Here is a 16,266-nt window from a genome sequence, read left to right on the forward strand (position 1 = left end):
TGATTAAATATAAATAAGTTTAAGCCGCACTGATGCGGCTTAAACTTATTTATTAAGTAGATGCTTATAGGGAGTATAGTCGATTCCTTGACGGTCAAGAAAAGTAACAAGACTACGGTAATCACGTTTAGGAGTTGCTCGTATGTAACCTTCGATACAATGCTCGCGCGTAACGGATGATGCGCCATGTTCAATCGCCACTTGACCAATCTTGGCTGCGATAGAATGTTTAGCTATATCACGAAAAGCGCTTGGCACTGGGGAAACAAGCTCGTCCAGCAAACTTTTGGAATCATCATTCCACATGCTGCGACTGCGATCTACCCAGTAGTTTTGCCAATCGAGCTTAGACTTGCCGTCTCGCATCGGAAGCACCTTGAGAAATTTTCGAAACATGAAAAATCCGCCAATCGACATAGCCGCAACCATGACGACCGCCCAAAAAACGATAAAATACATAAACCAGTCGGGGGCAACTTTCATACGTGTCTTTCACCTCAATAATGAATTATACCGTATTCCTAGATTTATTTCGACATTCCTTGTAAAATAAGGTTTGATCAACCGAAAGGGGCGTAATATTTATGTTGAAAATAGGTTCCCATGTATCATTTTCGGACAAGGGGCTGCTCACTGCAGCACAAGAAGCAGTATCGTATGGCTCAAGTACATTTATGATCTACACCGGCGCACCTCAGAATACAAGAAGGAAGCCGATCGATTCGTTATATATTGAAGAAGGAAAAGCGCTTATGGAGCAATCCGGTATTAATGAGATCGTGGTTCACGCGCCTTATATTGTGAATCTTGGCTCATATAAGGATTCTACGTACGAGCTTGCGGTTTCTTTTTTACAAGAAGAAATTCGCCGTACCGATTACATCGGTGTACGTAATATTGTTCTTCATCCAGGTGCCTATACGGACAAGGATGCAGAATATGGCATCGCTCGTATAGCTGAAGGCTTGAATGAAGTGCTTGCAGGCACAAAAGAAACGAATGTTAACATCGCTCTTGAGACGATGGCAGGCAAAGGCACAGAAATTGGCCGCAGCTTCGAAGAGCTTGCGGCGATTATTGACAAAGTTCAGGATAACGAACGGTTAACTGTTTGTATGGATACTTGCCACATGCATGATGCTGGTTACGACCTTGTTCATGATCTGGACGGCGTTCTTGAGCAGTTCGATCGTGTTGTTGGATTAAACCGCGTTGCCGTTGTTCACGTGAACGATAGCAAGAACTCACGCGGTGCTGGTAAAGACAGACATGCTCCAGTTGGCGCAGGTTGGCTTGGTCACGATGCCATTCAAAGAATCGTTGAACATGAGGGCCTTAAGGGGCGTCCATTTATACTGGAAACGCCTTGGATTGGCAAGGAAGACAAGACTGAACGTCCGATGTATGAAGCGGAGATCGCTTTGCTCAGTGGCAATGGCAGAGCTCGCTTAGGTGAAAGCTTCTTTGAAGATGTGGAGCGCCTGCATCATTTCTTCGGCAAGCAAGAAATTGATTCCAGAGGTTTTGTACTCTCTACTTGGGATTTGCTAAAAAATGATGCAAAAGCAAAAAAAGCAGACCCGCGCGAGCCGATGGAGCGTCTGTTCGATCTTGTAATGGCAGGCGAAGCATTGCCGGCAGGACTAACAGAAGAACAAATCAATCAGCGTATTACGGCTTGGTTTGGCGGCAAAGAGCTGCTTGCTAGACTTTAATTAAAGTTAACATTAATTCATATAGATCATTGCGAAAGGAAGTTTGAAGTCCATGTCATCACCATCCACCCCATCTGAAATAACCGTTGAAGCAGGTGGAAAGAGCGGGCGTGCGCGCATGCTTATTTCTTGTCCGGACCGCCCGGGCATCGTAGCTGCTGTTTCTCATTTCTTATATGAGCACGGGGCTAACATCGTTCAATCGGATCAATATACGATGGACCCGGAAGGCGGAATGTTTTTCATCCGATTTGAATTTGATCTAGTTGATCTGGACAAGGAGCTTCCACTTCTCATGGAGGACTTCACCAGAGTAGCCGATCGGTTTGATATGAAATGGCATACATTCCGTGCCAGCCGCAAGAAACGTCTTGCTGTATTCGTTTCGAAAGAGGATCACTGCTTGCTAGAGCTGCTTTGGCAGTGGAAGGCAGGGGATCTTGATGCCGATATTTCAATGGTTATAAGCAACCACCCTGATATGCGCGAACTGGTCGAATCCTTTGGCATTCCGTATTACCATATCCCAGTTACAGCGACTACAAAAGAAGAAGCCGAGCGCAAGCAAATGGAAGTTGTTGCAGATAAAGCGGATATCATTGTATTGGCGCGGTACATGCAAATCATTTCGCCTAAGTTCATTGAACAATTTCCAAATCGGATTATTAATATTCACCACTCATTCCTACCCGCTTTCGTTGGAGGCAAGCCTTATGCGCAGGCTTATACACGCGGCGTAAAAATTATCGGCGCGACAGCGCATTATGTAACAGAAGAATTAGACGGCGGGCCGATTATCGAGCAAGATGTTCAACGCGTCAGCCACCGTGACAACGTCGATGATTTGAAAAGAATCGGTCGGACAATTGAACGGGTCGTTCTCGCAAGAGCTGTGAAATGGCATATTGAAGATCGTGTAATCGTGCATAATAATAAAACTGTTGTATTCAACTAACTGTATTTTTATGCGAATTATCTATTTTTTTTGATGGAAAACGAGCATGCAGAGTGATACAATATTCAAAGTTATTGCGTACTGGTATGACGCTGTATCGTTGTTTTTAGAAACCATATAACGAGATGAAATTAGACAAGCTTAGACCATAGGAGGAAATTGTAATGTCAGTCTCACAAAAGTCGGTTGAACAGCTTTCTATCGATACGATCCGTACACTTGCGATCGATTCCATCGAGAAAGCGAAATCAGGTCACCCTGGTATGCCAATGGGCGCTGCTCCAATGGGCTATCAATTATTTGCAAAAAACATGAAGCATAATCCATCGAACCCTACTTGGGTAAACCGTGATCGTTTTGTTTTGTCTGCGGGTCATGGCTCTATGCTGCTTTACAGCTTGCTTCACCTCTCCGGTTATGATCTGCCGATGGAGGAATTGAAAAACTTCCGTCAATGGGGCTCCCTAACACCAGGACACCCTGAGTTTGGCCATACGGCTGGAGTTGATGCAACAACGGGTCCACTTGGACAAGGTATCGCTATGGCGGTTGGTATGGCAATTGCGGAAGCACAGCTGGGCGCTACTTACAATAAAGAAGGCCACGAGCTTATTAACCACTTCACATACTCCATTTGCGGCGACGGCGACTTGATGGAAGGCGTCTCTCATGAGGCTGCATCCTTCGCAGGCCACCTGCAGCTCGGCAAATTGGTCGTTCTATATGATTCCAACGATATTTCGCTTGATGGCGAATTGAGCCTTTCTTATTCCGAGAGCGTTCAAAAACGTTTTGAAGGCTACGGCTGGCAAGTGCTTCGCGTAGAAGATGGAAACGATCTAGATGCTTTGTCCAAAGCCGTTGCTGAGGGGCAAGCAGATCTATCCAAACCAACTTTGATCGAAGTAAAAACAGTAATCGGCTACGGCAGCCCGAACAAAGGCGGCAAAGGCGGACATGCTGGTCCTCACGGATCACCGCTTGGTGCTGATGAGACAAAATTAACGAAACAAGCTTACGGTTGGTCTGAAGAGCTTCAGTTCCACGTGCCTGACGAAGTTCGCGCTCACTTTGCAGATGTGAAAAGCAGCGGCGAGCAAGCAAATGCACAATGGGATGCAAGCTTCGCAGCTTATAAAGAAGCTTTCCCTGAGCTTGCAGCTCAGTTCGAGCTTGCTATCTCTGGCGCAATGCCTGAGGGCTGGGATGCTGACCTTCCTGTGTACACAACTGCGGACAACGCGGTATCAACTCGTGTAGCTTCAGGAAATGCACTTAACGGTCTTGCGAAAAACGTTCCGACTATTTTCGGCGGATCGGCTGACCTTGAAAGCTCAACAATGACTCATTTGAAAGGTTTGACACAATTCAAACCAGGCAGCTACGATGGCCGCAATCTTTATTATGGCGTACGTGAATTCGGTATGGCTGCTGCCATGAACGGTATTGCTCTTCACAGTGGTTTGAAAGTATTCGGCGGTACGTTCTTCGTATTCACAGATTACCTTCGTCCTGCTGTTCGTCTTGCTGCATTGATGAAGCTGCCTGTCGTTTATGTATTGACGCATGACAGTATCGCAGTTGGCGAAGACGGCCCTACACATGAGCCGATTGAACAGCTTGCTTCGATCCGCATCATTCCTGATCTAACGGTTATCCGTCCAGCTGATGGCAACGAGACTTCCGCTGCATGGGCTTATGCTGTTGAGAACACTGGCAACCCAGTAGCACTTGTGCTTACTCGCCAAAACCTGCCGATTCTTGAAGGTACAGTGAACGGTGTTCATGAAAACCTGCGCCGCGGCGCATACGTTGTATCTGATGCAGCAAATGGCAAGCCGCAAGCACAAATTCTTGCAACGGGCTCCGAGGTTCAACTTGCTGTAGCAGCTCAAAAAGCTCTTGCAGAAGAGGGCATTCAAGTACGTGTTGTCAGCATGCCAAGCTGGGATTTGTTCGAGAAGCAATCGAAGGAATACAAAAATTCCGTCATTCTTCCTGAAGTTAAAGCCCGCCTTGCGATTGAAATGGCTCATCCATTTGGCTGGGAGCGTTACACAGGAGATCAAGGCGATATTCTTGCTATCGACCGTTTCGGCGCATCAGCACCTGGCGATCGCGTAATCAAAGAGTATGGCTTTACGGTCGAAAACGTTGTTAGCAAAGTGAAAGCATTGCTGTAATAGCTTGTTCAATAGATCATCAAAGCTTTAGCATCCGATATATAAGGGAGATTACGTCTACGATGTCTCAATTCGAAAATGTATCGATCGTCAAGAAGGCAAATGTTTACTTCGACGGTAAAGTAACAAGCCGCGCTGTACTGTTCGCTGACGGCACCAAAAAAACACTTGGCATCATGCTGCCAGGTGACTATGAGTTTGGAACAGACTGCGTTGAAATCATGGAAATTTTGGCTGGCGATTTGAAGGTGCTACTGCCTGGTGAAACCGAGTGGCTGCACATTCAAGGCGAAGGCGAATTCACTGTGCCTGCGAACACAAAATTCAAGCTTCAGGTTGCTGAAGTTTCGGATTATTGCTGCTCGTATATTTACGAGTAAGCACTAAATATTGAAAAAAAGGCTTCTTCGCTTCGGCGAAGAAGCCTTTTTAATGCCTGTTCGCAGCATTGACTTATAATATTCGTTATTTCGTGACAAAACGTGTTCAAAGCGAATTGTTTTGAGGTGTAGAATCGGATAAAGTTAATTTATATGCACCGTATTCCATGACTGGAGGATTTTTTGGATGAAGGAAAGAAACTATACACCGCTCATATCGATCTTAACAATCGTCCTTGTCGGGCTGATAGCTGTTTTGTTTTTTCTGCCGGCGTACGAGGGAGAAATTCACTTTGACGTAACGATTTTGCCATTGCTGAATGCGATTTTTAACTGCTTTACTTTTATTGCACTCTGCATAGCGCTAACGGCGATTATGAAAAAAAATGTTCGGATGCACCGTGCGTTCATCGGCGCTGCATTTGTCTCCACAACGCTGTTCCTAGTTTCCTATGTAGCGTATCATTATTTAACAGAATCAACGAAATACGGAGGAGAAGGCGTTCTTCGCTCGATTTATTTCTTCATCCTCATTACACACATCCTGCTAGCGATTGTTGTCGTTCCTCTTGCCTTAATATCGGTTGTACGCGGGCTGCAGATGAACGTGGAGAAGCATCGTAAAATCGCAAGATGGACGATGCCGATTTGGCTGTATGTAAGTCTTACTGGCGTAATTGTTTACTTAATGATCTCGCCATATTATTAAGCAGTATTTCAAAGAAAAAGGGGTTGTCCACAGTGATTCATACACGCGGACAACCCCTTCTTAAATTAATCCCGTCCGCTAAGCTTGCGGCCGATCCATTGCTCGTAAGCTTGGCCTACGCTAGACATATCAAGCTGGCTAAGTCCCATTGCATCACCAATTTGGAATAGGCTCTTCGTTGCTTCCAGCAGAGGAGTCGGCACATGCAGACTGTCCGAGAGGGCAGAGGATAACCTTAAATCCTTTAACATCAGCTCGAGCGAAAATTGAACGTCGTAATTGCCTTCAAGCAGCTTTGGTCCCTTCATTTCAGCTGCCCTGCTCGCTGCACCGCCAGATTGAACGAGCTCGACGAACGAGCTGCCGTCAATGCCGCCGCTTGCTGCTATCGCCATGCCTTCTGCAAGTGCCACAACGTTGATGCCAACAATCGTATTGTGGGCGAGCTTGGCAATGGAGCCGCTGCCGCTTGGGCCCATTGGAATGACTTTACGTCCCATAGCGAGCAAAACGTCTTGGACTTCTTCAATCTTGCCTGCATCGCCGCCAGCCATAAATACGAGTGTACCGCCTTCAGCGGCTGGCTTGCTGCCTGTAACCGGCGCATCTAGGAATACTGCTCCAATAGTATCCGCCGCTGCGGCAAGCTCCTTAGCAAGCGTTGGAGATATCGTGCTGCTGTCAATTAGCGTAATGCCTGCGCGAGCACCTGCAAAAATACCGTTTTCACCAAAGTATACTTCACGGATTGCAGCATCATTACTAATCATTGTAATGACGATTTGTGCAGCACGCGCAACGTCAGCCGGTGATTCAAGCTCGGAGGCACCTAAGGCGAGCAAGGACTCTGCTTTGCCAGGAGTCCGATTATAAACGACAACTTCAAATCCTTTGCGCAATAAATTAGCAGCCATTCCCATTCCCATTACGCCTAACCCGATAAATCCGATCTTCTTCATAATCATATCCTCCACTTTGAATCGATTTTTGTTTAATTATACAGACACTTCATTAATTTTTCATCGTTTGTTGCTTGTTTTTATAAGGCAAATCCGATATTGTAGATGCTAAGTTGAAAAGCATTTTCAGGTGTAGAAGCCACATTGGTTTACAACATTCTAGGAGGTTTCCATTTACATGAGCAAAACAGTTCAGTTTGACTACAGCAAGGCTTTAGCATTCGTTGGCCAGCATGAAATCGATTATTTGACAGAATCCGTTCGTCTCGCACACGAGCAATTACATAACGGAACAGGTACAGGATCAGATTACCTTGGTTGGATCGATCTTCCGACTAACTACGATAAAGAAGAGTTCGCTCGCATTCAAAAGGCTGCTGAGAAGATCAAATCGGATTCCGAAGTTCTAATCGTTATCGGTATCGGTGGATCTTACCTTGGTGCACGTGCAGCTATTGAGGCGCTGTCGCACTCGTTCTATAATATTTTGCCAAAAGAACAACGTAAAACACCGCAAGTTTTGTTTGCCGGCAACAACATCAGCTCGACTTATGTAACTCACCTTTTGCAATTGGTTGAAGGCCGCGACTGGTCGATTAATGTAATTTCGAAGTCAGGCACGACAACTGAGCCTGCGATTGCATTCCGCGTATTCCGTGCTGCACTTGAGAAACAATACGGCAAAGAAGAAGCGCGCAAACGCATTTACGCAACGACAGACAGCGAGAAGGGCGCACTGAAGAAGCTTTCCTCTGAGGAAGGTTATGAATCGTTTATTATTCCTGACGATGTTGGCGGTCGCTACTCCGTGCTTACAGCAGTAGGCTTGCTGCCAATTGCAGCTGCAGGCATCAATATCGAATCCATTATGCAAGGTGCAGCAGACGCATCCAAAGAATACAGCAACCCTAATCTTGCAGAAAACGAAGCTTACCAATATGCAGCAGCACGCAACGCGCTGTACCGCAAAGGTAAAGTGACTGAAATTCTCGTTAACTACGAGCCATCGCTTCACTTCGTTTCCGAGTGGTGGAAACAACTGTTTGGCGAAAGCGAAGGCAAAGACTTTAAAGGAATCTTCCCAGCAGCTGTAGATTTCTCGACAGATCTGCACTCGATGGGTCAGTTTATCCAAGAGGGTAACCGCAATATTTTTGAAACTGTTATTCAAGTTCAAGAAGTGTCTGAGCATATCGCTATCGAACACGATGCAGCGGATCTTGATGGCCTCAACTTCTTGACCGGCAAAACGATGGATTTCGTTAACAAGAAGGCTTTTGAAGGAACGCTTCTTGCTCATACGGATGGACAAGTTCCGAACTTTATCGTCAACATCAAAGACATGACGCCATACACATTCGGCTATCTTGTGTATTTCTTCGAAAAAGCATGCGGAATCAGCGGTTACCTGATGGGTGTTAATCCATTTGACCAACCGGGTGTTGAAGCATACAAAAAGAACATGTTCGCTTTGCTTGGCAAACCGGGCTTCGAGAAAGAAAAAGCCGAGCTGGAAGCAAGGCTGTAATCAACCGGCTTGAACGGTATACGGGAGTCATAGCCTATGCTTGAGAAGTATAGAACAGTCAGGTCGCAGGCTTGCGCAGAGATCGTCATCAAAAAATCGCGTTTCATCGGGTTTGCGAAGCCAGTGGAATCCGAAGAGGAAGCTGTTGCCTTCATCAATGAGATTAAGCAGCTGCATAAGCAGGCGACCCATAACTGCTCGGCTTATATGGTGGGTGAGCGAGACCAGTTCCAGAAGGCATCGGATGATGGAGAGCCAAGCGGTACAGCAGGCAAGCCGATTCTCGAGGTTATCAAGCATAAGGGGCTTAAAAATGTCGCTGTCGTTGTGACGCGATATTTTGGAGGCATTATGCTCGGAGCAGGCGGTCTCGTTAGAGCTTATACGGATGGTGCTGTAGCTGGCATTGAAGCAGCAGATGAAATCGTCAATGTGCTTCACCGCGAAGTATTTGTTGATGTGGACTACACTTGGTATGGCAAGCTGGAAAATGAGCTGCATACGAAAGGTACACGCGTTGGCGGGACGGATTTTACCGATCGTGTCATCGTGCGCTGCCTGCCGGAAGAGCCTAAAGCAGATGCTTTTATCGCTTGGGTAACCGATCTAACACAAGGACAAGCGATCCTCTCCGAAGGAGAAAAGGTCTATTATATTGAAGGCGAATAAGAAGAAGAGGAGTATCGGCTTAGGCTGATACTCCTCTTCTTTGTACTCAGAGGCATGCGTAACGAACAATCATAAGAAAAAGCTATAAAAGCAATAAGAATTTCCAAATTTATTATTGACTTAATCCCAGTTTGGATGCTACATTATCAATACCTAGTATCTTAATAGGAATTGTGTTTTTAATTGTTTTGCTACACCTACGGCACGAGCCGATGGTCTGGAGGTAAAGTCACAGTGAATGCTTTGTTTCGTGGTAAAGGGTGGAGTTTTGGTTTTCGAAGCACCATAATGCTTTATTTTGTCATCTTAATTATTTTACCAATCGTTGGCATTTACACGCAATCATTTTCGCTTGGATGGACCCCTTTCTGGGAAAGCGTATCCGATCCACTGGCTTGGAAAGCGGTGCTGCTTACAGTAAAGTTGGCGGTTATCGCAACGATACTCAATATGTTTTTGGGGACGATGATCGGATGGGTGCTTATTCGTTACCGTTTTCCCGGACGTCGTTTGCTTAACAGTCTAGTTGACCTGCCGTTTGCATTACCTACAGCAGTAGGCGGACTAATGATCTTGCTTCTGCTAGGGCCTAATAGTTTAGTAGGCGGCCTAGCCCAAAAGATTGGCATCGAAATCGTGTTCCATGAGCCGGCAATTGTTGTCGCTATGCTGTTCGTTACCTTTCCTTTTGTTATTCGTGCCATTCAGCCTTTGCTTGAGGAAATGGATAAATCAGAGGAAGAAGCAGCCTATACGCTAGGCGCAACGCGCGCGAAAACGTTTTTTAGCGTTATTTTTCCTACGATGCTGCCAGGAATTTTGAGCGGCGCTATGCTGGCTTTCTCCCGCGGAATTGCGGAGTTTGGCGCAGTTGTGCTCGTTGCAGGCAATATTCCAGGCAAGACGTTAATTGCCTCCGTTTATATTTTTGGAGAAATTGAAAGCAGTAATCCGCAGGGAGCCGCCGCTGTATCGGTGCTGCTGCTCACGCTGTCCTTCCTCATCTTATGGACGGTCAACCTCATTCAAGGCAGGAGGGGCGACCTATGATGAGAAGATTGTGGATTACATTAACTTATATTATTTTTGGATTGCTGCTCATCGCGCCATTGATCAAAATCTTTACAGGCTCTTGGGCAGATGGCTGGAGCGGCTTTGTAGAAGGCATTACTAGGCCGCAGTCGCTGCATGCTCTTATGATGACGGGAATTATCGTTGTTGTCGTTACAGCCTTAAATACGTTGTTTGGCATTATGCTAGCGATGTATCTCGTCCGGGCCGAATGGATTGGGAAAAGGATGAAGCGGCTGCTTAACAGCTTAGTCGATTTGCCCTTTGCGGTATCACCAGTTATCGGCGGTTTAATGATCGTTCTTATTTTGGGACCTAATACAATTATCGGTGCATTGTTTGAGGATGCGGGCTTCAAAATCGTCTATGCGCTGCCAGGGATGATCTTAGCGACATTGTTCGTCACATTCCCGCTAATGGTACGCGAGGTTATGCCCGTGCTGCAGGAGATTGGAGCACAGCAGGAGGAAGCGGCATCAACGCTCGGCGCTTATTCCTGGTACACGTTCTGGAAAGTAACTTGGCCATCGATTCGGTGGGGGGTTATCTACGGCGTAGTATTGACTGTTGCACGGTCACTGGGTGAATTCGGAGCTGTACTCGTCGTCTCCGGCAATATTATGAATAAAACACAAACAGCCACTACACTCGTTTATCAAGATGTTGAAAATTTTAACGTTGTTGCCGCCAATGGCGTGGCTCTAGTTCTTGCGGCATTTTCAGTTGGACTGCTGCTGCTAATGGAATGGGCGAAAAAACGAAAGGAAGTGCATTAAGCCATGCATATTGAAGTACGGAACTTAAATAAAAACTTTGGCGATTTTCATGCAGTGAAGGATGTTAGCTTTGAAATCGAAAAAGGTCATCTGATCGGCTTGCTCGGACCGAGCGGCGGTGGTAAAACGTCCATACTTCGAATGCTGGCGGGGCTCGAGTCTCCTTCCTCAGGCGATATTCTGTTCCACGGCAAACGTGTGAATGATCTTCCGCCGCAGGAGCGCGGCATCGGTTTCGTATTTCAAAACTATGCGCTCTTTAAGCATATGACCGTATATGACAATATCGCATTTGGCTTAAAGGTGAAGAAGCAATCGAAGGAGCAAATTCGCGAGCGCGTTATGTACTTGGTAGAGCTTACGGGGCTAAAGGGTTTCGAGCATCGTTACGCCCATCAGCTGTCAGGAGGCCAACGCCAACGTGTTGCTTTCGCTAGAGCGCTCGCGCCTGAGCCGCAGCTGCTGCTCCTCGATGAGCCGTTTGCTGCTATCGATGCGAAGATCCGGACCGAGCTTCGCACATGGCTTAAAGAAATGATTGAGCGTGTCGGCATCACATCGATTTTCGTTACGCATGATCAAGAGGAAGCGATTGAAGTTGCCGATGAGATCATGATTATAAGCAAAGGCAAGCTAGAGCAAAAAGGCAGCCCATGGGACATTTACAAAAATCCAGAAACACCGTTTGTAGCAAGCTTTATTGGCGAATCTACTATTGTAGACAATATCGCGGAGCTTAAAGGTTTTGAGGATGCAGCGAGCCGTCCGGGCACCAAAGCGCTTATCCGGCCTGAATATATCGAGATTGGCAAACCGGGCGAGATCAAGCTGGCTTCAGCTACGCTTGCCGGTAAAGTAAAACAGCTGCATTTCCGCGGCAGCGAGTGGATGGTTGAGCTGCTTGTTGGCGATACGAAGCTGATTACGTACCGTTCGCTGGAGCAAGAAGTGCTCCATCCCGGAGATGAGGTAAGGGTACTCGTCCATCGGGCTTATTTATTCAATGACAACGAAAGCTGGATTGCGGAAAATAAGTTGAAGGTTGACCCCATGCCTATTCATATTTAACCAATATGCTACGTAGAAAGAGTTGTATGCGAATATGAAAATCAATCTGGTAACAAGTCAGCGCATACTCGTGCTGCTGCTTGCTGCGGTTATGCTGATCGTATCGGCAGGCTGCAGTAAAGAGGAGCAAACGAGTAACCATGCGGCTGGGTCTACCGTACAGGACGGCGATGTTACACTTGTAATCGGTGCGTATTCGGTAGTGAAGGATGCTTTCGCGGATTTGCTGCCTGCATTCCAAAAATATTGGCTGCAGGAGACAGGGCAAAAGGTCGTATTTCAGGAATCGTATGAGGCTTCAGGAACGCAGGCAAGGGCGATCGCTGGAGGTTTTGAAGCCGACGTTGCCGTGTTAGCTATGGAAGGTGATCTCGACAAAATAGCGAAGGCGGGTTTCATTACGCATGACTGGAAGGCACAGAGCAATAATGGTATGATCACGAACTCCATCGTAGTATTGGGGACTCGTACCGGTAATCCGCTCGGAATTAAGGATTGGAATGACTTAACACGCGAGGGTGTGAAGGTGCTGTATCCGAATCCGAAAACTTCCGGCGGCGCTCAGTGGGACATTAATGCCGTATATGGCGCTGGCCTTAAGCAGTCAGAGGAGCAGACGGGTACAAAGGATGCCGAATATGCGAAGCATTTTCTAAAAGCAGTCCATGCCAATGTGGAATCGCTTGATAAGAGCGGTCGCGCATCGATGGCAGCCTTCGAATATGGTGTAGGAGATGTCATCGTCACTTACGAGAATGAGTTGCTCGCTCGAATTAAGAAAGGCGTTAAGTATGACATCGTTGTTCCAAAAGACACGATATTGATCGAGAATCCAGCAGCGATCGTGGATAAAAATGCAGATAAGCATGGCGTTCGTAAGGTAGCCGAGGCTTTTATTGCCTTTTTGCAAACGGAGCAGGCGCAGCGCCTTTTTGTGGATCATGGATTCCGCTCCGTAGACAAGAAGGTAGCTGAGGATACGAAAGACCGTTATGTGGTGCCGGAAGGATTGTTTGACATTTCATACCTAGGCGGCTGGTCTGAGGTTAGAGAAAACCTTTATTCCAAAAAAGGTGTCTGGTATCAAGTGCTCGCTGATCTTTAATACGATGTGTGAGGAAAGTTCTTAATAAACCTCTGTGCTCTATGTCTCTCGTTTAAACGAGAGACATAGAGCACAGAGGTTTTTTTGATGAAAGCATGATGCTGCCATCGACAAAACGAAATATGAGCGATTTGTTTACGATTGTTAAAATAAGTCTAAAAGATGCTGGGGAGCAGGCATAGTTTCCGGGCTTCTTTTTGTGCGTAAAGGCACTTCATGGGCCGAACGTACTAAAAATGATACTCCGCTGCGAATGATGTAGAACCGAGAGAAGCAAGGGCAAGGGGGAGAAATGATGAAGACGAATAAAACGTCGAATAAGAAAATGAAAAGGATAAAATACATTTTGATCATAGGTACAGCTTTGTTGATCATCGTTGCTTTGGGCGGATGGGGGGCATTTCGTTTCCTGATCGGCAAGCAGGATATTGGACAGCTTGAGGTGCCGCTGCCGGCAGCTACGATTTTGTATGATCAGCACGGAACGGAAGCCACCCGTATTTCTTTCAATAAAATTGATGAGATTGCCTATGAAGACATACCAAAACATATGGTTGATGCCGTTGTTGCGGTAGAGGACAGACGTTACTTCGAGCACGAAGGAATGGATATGCGGGCAATTAGCCGAGCGATTTGGACAAATATTACATCAGGCGGGACAGTACAGGGCGGAAGCACGATAACACAGCAGCTCGCGAAAAATGTCTTTTTGTCGCAGGAGAGAACCTGGTCGCGGAAGTGGGATGAGCTGCTTTTGGCGAAAAAGATTGAGGAAAGCTACAGCAAAGAGGATATTATGGAGAAGTACCTCAACCAGATCTACTATGGTGATGGAGCATGGGGAATCGATAGAGCGGCGCATACGTATTTTGGCAAGCAGCCAAATCAGCTTAGCGTAGCGGAGGCAGCGCTGCTTGCTGGTCTAATCAAGGCGCCATCCGCCCTAACTCCTTATAAACATCTAGAAAAAGCGATTGATCGAAGAAATGTGGTTCTTCAGCTTATGAAGGATCAAGCACTAATTAGCGAGGATATATATAATAAGGCCATTCATGAGCCTGTGAAATTACTGAGCGCAAAGCCTAATCGAGTAGATGATATCAACTATCCTTATTATGTGGACCAGATCATTCGTGAGGCGATGACGCAATATGGGTTATCGGAAAATGAAGTGCTGCAGGGCGGACTTCGAATCTATACCGCTTTGGATACGAAAATGCAGCAGTCGGCGGAACAGGTATATGCGAAGGAATCTCTATTCCCAAATAGTGCTGCAGACCAGCTCATTCAAAGCGGTGCTGTTCTGATTGATCCGCGTGACGGCGGAATTCGGGCGATGGTTGGCGGCAGAGGGGAGCAGCCATTTCGCGGCTTTAACCGAGCGACGCAGCTAAGCCGTCAGCCAGGCTCAACGATCAAGCCCATCGCGGTATACACGCCTGCGCTGGAGCTTGGCTATAAGCCAAGCGATGATCTTGTTGATGAACCGATCAATATTAACGGCTATGAGCCAAAAAACGCAGACGGCTCCTTTCATGGCAGAGTGTCACTTTATGAAGCGCTTATTAACTCTTACAACATACCAGCTGTGAAGCTGCTTAACGAAATGGGTATTGAAAAAGGAATGGATGCGGCGGCACGTTTCGGCATTCCTCTGACAGATGAGGATCGCTCGCTGGGGCTTGCGCTCGGCGGTCTTCATGAGGGTGTATCGCCGCTTCAGATGGCCGAAGCTTTTGGCGTATTCGCAAGTGACGGCGTTCGTAATCATGCGCATACCATTACTCGCATCGAATCGGCAGACGGCAGCGTACTGGCTGAATTCAAGCAGAGTGAAGGCAGTGTGAAAGTAACGGAGCCAGAAATTGCCCGAACAATGACAGCTATGTTAGAGGGAGTCATAAAGGATGGGACGGGTGCTGCTGCAATGCTTGAAGGCCGCCCAGTTGCAGGGAAATCTGGAACGACACAAATGTTAGGCACGACAGGCTACGGCGCAAAGGACAATTGGTTCGTTGGCTACACTCCGCAGCTTGTAGGCGCGGTGTGGCTTGGGTACGATCAAAGTGACAGCAGCCATTATTTGTCGACGAGCTCAAAGGCTGCGGCTGTTGTCTTTCAAGCTTTATTCGCAGATGCATTAAAGGATGAGCCGGTTATACCTTTTCCTAAGGCACCAGATCTTTTGCCGAAGAAGAAGGATAAGGAAAAAGAAAAAAATAATATATCGAACAAAGATGATGATTCTGATAAGAAACGGGATTGGAAAAAGGACAGGGAAGAAAGAAAAAAACAGAAGGAAAAAGAAAAAGAACAAGAAAAAGAGAGAAAGAAAGAGAGGCACAAGGATAAAGATAAGGATAAGGATAAAAACTGAGGAATAGGGCGTGATAATGTAAAAGGGAATTGGTGGAATAATAACACCAACTAAGGAGGATCAAGTTATTAATAATAGAAGTTTATTCAGGAAAAATGCAATTGTCGGACAACCATTGTATAATGAATAGGCTATTAACTATTTTTTCTATGGTTAATTAATTTTCGAATGAAAAAGGGGAGTATTATCCTATGTCAACAATGAATGTATTTGTTACAAACTGGTTGAATCATCGTAAAGTATTGCTTGCTATGCTTGATACTGTACAAAATGAAAACCTCCAATATAAGCCTTGGGAAAAGGCAATGTCGTTGTCAACTCTTGTTCTCCATATCAATGGATCAATGGACATGTTCGCACAAACGGTAAAAAACGGTTTGTTCACGCCTCCTTCAACAGCTAAACAAGCTGAAACGATTGAAGAGCTGAAAGCGATCGTAGCAGCGGATACCGCTTCAACGAAAGCATTGCTAGAATCTTTAACGGATGAGCAATTAGAAAAAGAGATCGACTTCCATGGCATGAAAATGGCTGGAATCGTTTTGCTCGAGAATGGCAAGGATCATGAAATTCATCATAAAGGTCAATTGTTCATTTATCTGCGCTTGCTGGGCGTCGAAACATTGCCTTTTTTCGTAAGCAGATAATAGGAATTGTATTATAAGGGGAGGAGTTCATACATCAGGCCTTTGGTCTCATGAAGCAACTCCTCCTTTTTATTAACTCCTCCTATCTGGCAACTCCTATCAAATTTATAGAATAGGAATGAAG

Annotated in this window: 15 protein-coding genes; 13 read left to right on the plus strand and 2 right to left on the minus strand. The window is 46.2% G+C overall.

Annotated features, from left to right (window positions below; genetic code table 11):
• Positions 1–45: 45 nt before the first annotated feature.
• Entirely contained in the window at positions 46–483 is a 438-nt protein-coding gene (locus MHH56_RS07415) for a DUF2621 domain-containing protein (RefSeq protein ID WP_076271042.1), read from the minus strand.
• 101 nt (positions 484–584) lie between these two features.
• Between MHH56_RS07415 and MHH56_RS07420 the strand changes: the two genes are divergently transcribed.
• From MHH56_RS07420 to MHH56_RS07440, 5 genes are all read left to right on the plus strand, one after another.
• The gene (locus tag MHH56_RS07420; RefSeq protein WP_339207516.1) at positions 585–1,715 is read left to right on the plus strand and encodes a deoxyribonuclease IV; all 1,131 of its coding nucleotides are present in this window, start codon (positions 585–587) and stop codon (positions 1,713–1,715) included.
• 52 nt (positions 1,716–1,767) lie between these two features.
• Entirely contained in the window at positions 1,768–2,670 is a 903-nt protein-coding gene (gene purU, locus MHH56_RS07425; RefSeq protein ID WP_339207517.1) for a formyltetrahydrofolate deformylase, read from the plus strand.
• 164 nt (positions 2,671–2,834) lie between these two features.
• Positions 2,835–4,853: a transketolase gene (tkt, locus tag MHH56_RS07430; RefSeq protein ID WP_339207518.1), complete on the plus strand. Its 2,019-nt coding sequence runs from the start codon at positions 2,835–2,837 to the stop codon at positions 4,851–4,853.
• A 62-nt stretch (positions 4,854–4,915) separates the two neighbouring features.
• Entirely contained in the window at positions 4,916–5,233 is a 318-nt protein-coding gene (locus MHH56_RS07435) for a pyrimidine/purine nucleoside phosphorylase (RefSeq protein WP_076271046.1), read from the plus strand.
• 187 nt (positions 5,234–5,420) lie between these two features.
• Positions 5,421–5,942: a DUF420 domain-containing protein gene (locus tag MHH56_RS07440; protein WP_339207520.1), complete on the plus strand. Its 522-nt coding sequence runs from the start codon at positions 5,421–5,423 to the stop codon at positions 5,940–5,942.
• 65 nt (positions 5,943–6,007) lie between these two features.
• Here the strand turns inward: MHH56_RS07440 and MHH56_RS07445 are convergent, their stop codons facing one another.
• On the minus strand, positions 6,008–6,907 hold the full coding sequence (locus tag MHH56_RS07445) for an NAD(P)-dependent oxidoreductase (protein WP_339207521.1): 900 nt from the start codon (positions 6,905–6,907) through the stop codon (positions 6,008–6,010).
• A 172-nt stretch (positions 6,908–7,079) separates the two neighbouring features.
• Here MHH56_RS07445 and MHH56_RS07450 point away from each other — a divergent pair, with 172 nt between their 5' ends.
• The 8 genes from MHH56_RS07450 (at position 7,080) to MHH56_RS07485 (ending at position 16,142) form a co-directional block, all read left to right on the plus strand.
• Positions 7,080–8,429 (plus strand): glucose-6-phosphate isomerase, encoded by a 1,350-nt coding sequence (locus MHH56_RS07450; RefSeq protein ID WP_076271049.1) that lies wholly within the window; start codon positions 7,080–7,082, stop codon positions 8,427–8,429.
• Positions 8,430–8,465: 36 nt separating this feature from the next.
• Complete coding sequence (locus tag MHH56_RS07455) at positions 8,466–9,098, plus strand: YigZ family protein (protein WP_339207522.1); 633 nt, start codon at positions 8,466–8,468, stop codon at positions 9,096–9,098.
• Between the two features lie 234 nt (positions 9,099–9,332).
• Positions 9,333–10,148, plus strand: a complete 816-nt coding sequence (gene cysT, locus MHH56_RS07460; RefSeq protein WP_339207524.1) for a sulfate ABC transporter permease subunit CysT — start codon at positions 9,333–9,335, stop codon at positions 10,146–10,148.
• On the plus strand, positions 10,148–10,945 hold the full coding sequence (locus MHH56_RS07465; RefSeq protein WP_076271067.1) for a sulfate ABC transporter permease subunit: 798 nt from the start codon (positions 10,148–10,150) through the stop codon (positions 10,943–10,945). The genes cysT and MHH56_RS07465 overlap by 1 nt, the downstream gene beginning before the upstream one ends.
• Before the next feature lie 3 nt (positions 10,946–10,948).
• Complete coding sequence (locus MHH56_RS07470; protein ID WP_076271051.1) at positions 10,949–12,013, plus strand: ABC transporter ATP-binding protein; 1,065 nt, start codon at positions 10,949–10,951, stop codon at positions 12,011–12,013.
• A gap of 34 nt (positions 12,014–12,047) precedes the next feature.
• Positions 12,048–13,118 carry a sulfate ABC transporter substrate-binding protein gene (locus MHH56_RS07475; protein ID WP_339207525.1) on the plus strand — a complete coding sequence of 357 codons (1,071 nt, stop codon included), beginning with the start codon at positions 12,048–12,050 and terminating at the stop codon, positions 13,116–13,118.
• A 325-nt stretch (positions 13,119–13,443) separates the two neighbouring features.
• A complete protein-coding gene (locus tag MHH56_RS07480) occupies positions 13,444–15,495 on the plus strand; it encodes a PBP1A family penicillin-binding protein (RefSeq protein ID WP_339207526.1) in 2,052 nt (683 codons plus the stop codon).
• Positions 15,496–15,686: 191 nt separating this feature from the next.
• A complete protein-coding gene (locus MHH56_RS07485; protein WP_339207527.1) occupies positions 15,687–16,142 on the plus strand; it encodes a DinB family protein in 456 nt (151 codons plus the stop codon).
• The last annotated feature ends 124 nt before the right edge of the window (positions 16,143–16,266 follow it).

The sequence above is a fragment of the Paenibacillus sp. FSL K6-3182 genome (assembly GCF_037976325.1).
GTDB lineage: Bacteria > Bacillota > Bacilli > Paenibacillales > Paenibacillaceae > Pristimantibacillus.